This window comes from Cryobacterium sp. M23 (genome assembly GCF_002929655.1).
GTDB classification, from domain to species: domain Bacteria; phylum Actinomycetota; class Actinomycetes; order Actinomycetales; family Microbacteriaceae; genus Cryobacterium; species Cryobacterium sandaracinum.
This window is the reverse complement of record NZ_PJJV01000020.1, coordinates 1-3,253: the sequence shown is the minus strand read 5'-3', so window position 1 is coordinate 3,253 and position 3,253 is coordinate 1. Positions and strand designations below refer to the sequence as shown.

Annotated in this window: 3 protein-coding genes; all 3 read left to right on the top strand. The window is 61.9% G+C overall.

Annotated features, from left to right (window positions below):
* Positions 1–265 precede the first annotated feature (265 nt).
* The 3 genes from CXY82_RS00205 to CXY82_RS00195 all read left to right on the top strand — a co-directional run bounded on the left by CXY82_RS00205 (position 266) and on the right by CXY82_RS00195 (position 3,223).
* A complete protein-coding gene (locus tag CXY82_RS00205; protein WP_104169167.1) occupies positions 266–1,378 on the top strand; it encodes a site-specific integrase in 1,113 nt (370 codons plus the stop codon).
* A complete protein-coding gene (locus CXY82_RS00200; protein ID WP_104169166.1) occupies positions 1,375–1,719 on the top strand; it encodes a helix-turn-helix transcriptional regulator in 345 nt (114 codons plus the stop codon). Before CXY82_RS00205 ends, CXY82_RS00200 begins: the two co-directional genes overlap by 4 nt.
* A gap of 79 nt (positions 1,720–1,798) precedes the next feature.
* On the top strand, positions 1,799–3,223 hold the full coding sequence (locus tag CXY82_RS00195; protein WP_233199085.1) for a site-specific recombinase: 1,425 nt from the start codon (positions 1,799–1,801) through the stop codon (positions 3,221–3,223).
* Positions 3,224–3,253 lie beyond the last annotated feature (30 nt).

The following is a 3,253-nucleotide window of genomic DNA, read 5'->3' as shown; positions in this document are numbered from 1 at the left end:
GTAATGCATCTATTGCAGGAATTGCAGAATAGGACTCCCCTGGTATTTTTCCGCCGGAGCGCCGGCCGCGTCAGGAACTTCCGCTGTTTCTCTGGGATGCGGGGCGCTAGATCTGCACCGGGCAAGGTTTGAGCGCTCTGATTCAACGTCGGGAATTTCGCGGCGCATATCCTCTCGGGATCCCCGTATTTCCGCGGTTTGACCTCGCATGTTTTGCACTTTTTGCATTTGAAGAGCATAATTTGCAGACAGGTTGAGGGGGCTTATGAGCGTTGCATCGGGCCGAGTAACCCATCTGCCTCTGCGCCCCGAGGCGACCAGCCCGGATGCCGTTTTCACCGATATGGTCGACAGCTGGCGCCGCCAACAGCTCTCCCGCAATTTCCGGCACGAGACCATTTCTGGACGCGAACGAACGATCCGTCGGTTCGCGGACTTCACCGGGCACTTCCCGTGGGAATGGACGTTCGCGGACGTCGAGGACTACTTCGCTTACACGCGCTCGGTATCAAACCTGTCCCAGGCCACCGTCCGGGCGTATCAAACCAACCTCAAACTGTTTTGCGACTTCCTCACCGATCCGGCCTATGACTGGAGCGAAGTCTGCGGTCGTTCCTTTGGCCGGCCGGTCACTCAGATCATCACAGACTTCAACCGGGCCACCCACACGCAACAGAATGAACAGCAGGCGACGAAACGACCGTTTTCGCGTCGTGAGCTGCAGGACTTCTTCGATCTGGCCGACGTCGAGGTCGAGCGTGTCATCAATTCGGGTCGCAAGGGCGCCATCGCCGCCTCCCGCGATGCCATCGCGTTCAAGACCGCCTACGCCTGGGGACTTCGCGCCAACGAGGTGACCCACCTGCAGCTGGTCGATTTCTCCCGCAACCCGCACTCGCCCCAGTTCGGCGACTTCGGTGTCCTCCACGTCCGTTACGGGAAGGCCCAGAAGGGGTCTGCGCCCAAGCGCCGCTCCGTTCTCACCGTGTTCGAGTGGTCGCCTGAGGCCGTTCACCGGTGGATCCGCACTGGACTGCCTCACCTTGCCGCTCAACCGACCGATTTGTTCCCCACCAGCCAGGGCCTCGTCGTGCCGAAGTCGAATCTGCGTCGACGCTTCCGCGCCTACGTCAACGAGCTGGGTTTCCCGGCCGGCCTGGACATGCATTCCCTTCGCCGGTCCTACGTCACCCACCTGTTCGAGTTCTATGGCTTCGAGCACACGTTCGTCCAACAACAAGTTGGCCACCTCCATGCGTCGACCACATCCATTTACACGGCAGTCTCCAGCGACTACCAAACCCGGGCGTTGAACCGCGTCCTCGAGCGCACGATCAACGCGACCACCAACAGCACCCCGTGGGAGGAAAAACCATGAAACGAGAAATCGAGTACCGCTGGCGCGCACGCGAGCTCATGGCGCGCCACGGCATGAAAAACAGCCGAGAACTCGTCGCCCCGCTCCGAGAACGCGGAATCACCCTCTCGGAGTCGCAGATCTATCGACTCGTCGCCCAGGATCCCGAGCGGATCTCCTTCAAAGTCCTGACCGCTCTCTGCGACATCTTCAACGTTGAGGCGAACGAGCTCGTCACCTTCACGGCAGCGAACGCCAAGAGCCAACGCCAAGAACGAGCAATCGCCTCCGGCGAGAACATCGTCAACTTCGCCGACGCATACAAACCCGTCCGCGCCCGCATCCTCGACGATGACGACTGAGCACCGCACCCGCGGACGCCCCCGAACCCCAGGCACCCTGCACTGCGACCGCTGCGGCGGTCTGGTCGCGAAGATTCGAGTGCACTGGCCCGACGGCGCCATCTGCGGGATCTGCTTCACCACAGCCACACACACCCGCGGCCCTTGCGCCACCTGCGGCGACACACGCCTGCTCCCTGGCAAAGACGCGGACGGATCGAACATCTGCCGTGACTGCGCCGGCATCACCACACTCCTGCACTGCGACAACTGCGGTGATGAAGCCGAACGATTTCGCAACGGCAATTGCATCCGCTGCGTCCTCCGCGCCGACCTCACCGCAACTCTCCAACCCAACACTCCCCCGGACCTCCGGCTCAAACGCCTGGTCGCTGTCTTCGCCAATGCTGAGCGCCCCGAGAGCATCTATACCTGGAAACGCGGCATCGGCGCCAGTGCGCTCCTCACCCGACTGGGCACCAGGGAACTGGCCATCAGCCACGAGGCCTTCGACGCCCTACCCGCTTCTAACGCCGTCGAGCACCTTCGCGAAACACTCACCCATCACGGCATGCTGCCGCCCCGGGACCGCCAACTGGCGGCGTTCGAACGCTGGCTCGAGGAGAGAATCGTGTCTCTTGCTGACCATCGCGAGATCCAAGGACCGATCGAACGCTTCGGTCGGTGGCATCACTTGAAACGACTCCGGGCGAAGTCGTTGCCTGGCAAGAACATGAACTTCGCCGTCCGGTCAGCGAAGCAGGAAATCACCGAGTCAGGACGATTCCTCGCCTGGCTCCTATCCGAGCACGACACCACCTACACCGATATCCGTCAGTCGCACCTCGACGACTACCTCGCCTCCGGACCATCCACTCGCCATGCCATCAACACCTTCATCGCCTCGCTCGTCACATCACGCGAGATCGCGAAAGTCCGGGTCCCACGTCGTGAGGCACGATCGACCCCGATCCTGACGCAGGCAGCCAGAATCGACCACATCCGCGCCTGCCTCACCGCCGGAGAAATGCCCGCCGCAGACCGCGTCGCCGCACTCATCCTGCTGCTTTACGCGCACCCGGTCGGAAAGATCGCAGCCCTGAAAACCAGTGCCCTCGAAGCGCAACCCGATGGCCTCTACCTGCGCCTGGGATCGGTGCCAGCCCTACTGCCCGCACAAGTCGCGGCAACCTTCTGGGACTACGTCCACAACCGCCCCAACCAGCAAACTGTCAACACCGACAGCCCTTGGCTCTTTCCCGGCAACCTGCCTGGCCAACACACCCATCCAGAAACCATGCTGAACCGACTTCGCAACTGGGGCATCGACCTCAACGGCATCAGAAACACCGCCCTGCGCGACCTCGCCAGAGAACTCAATCCCACCGCCCTGGCCAACTCCCTGGGCTACAGCAGCAAGATAATCCACCAGCACGCCGCCGCCGGAGCACCACACGCCGACTACATCAACCTCAAATCATCACAGCTGCGGCCCTCGCCAAGGCTCAGTTCCGTGAAGGATTAGGACCCTTTCGGATAAGTCCAGTTCCCGCTT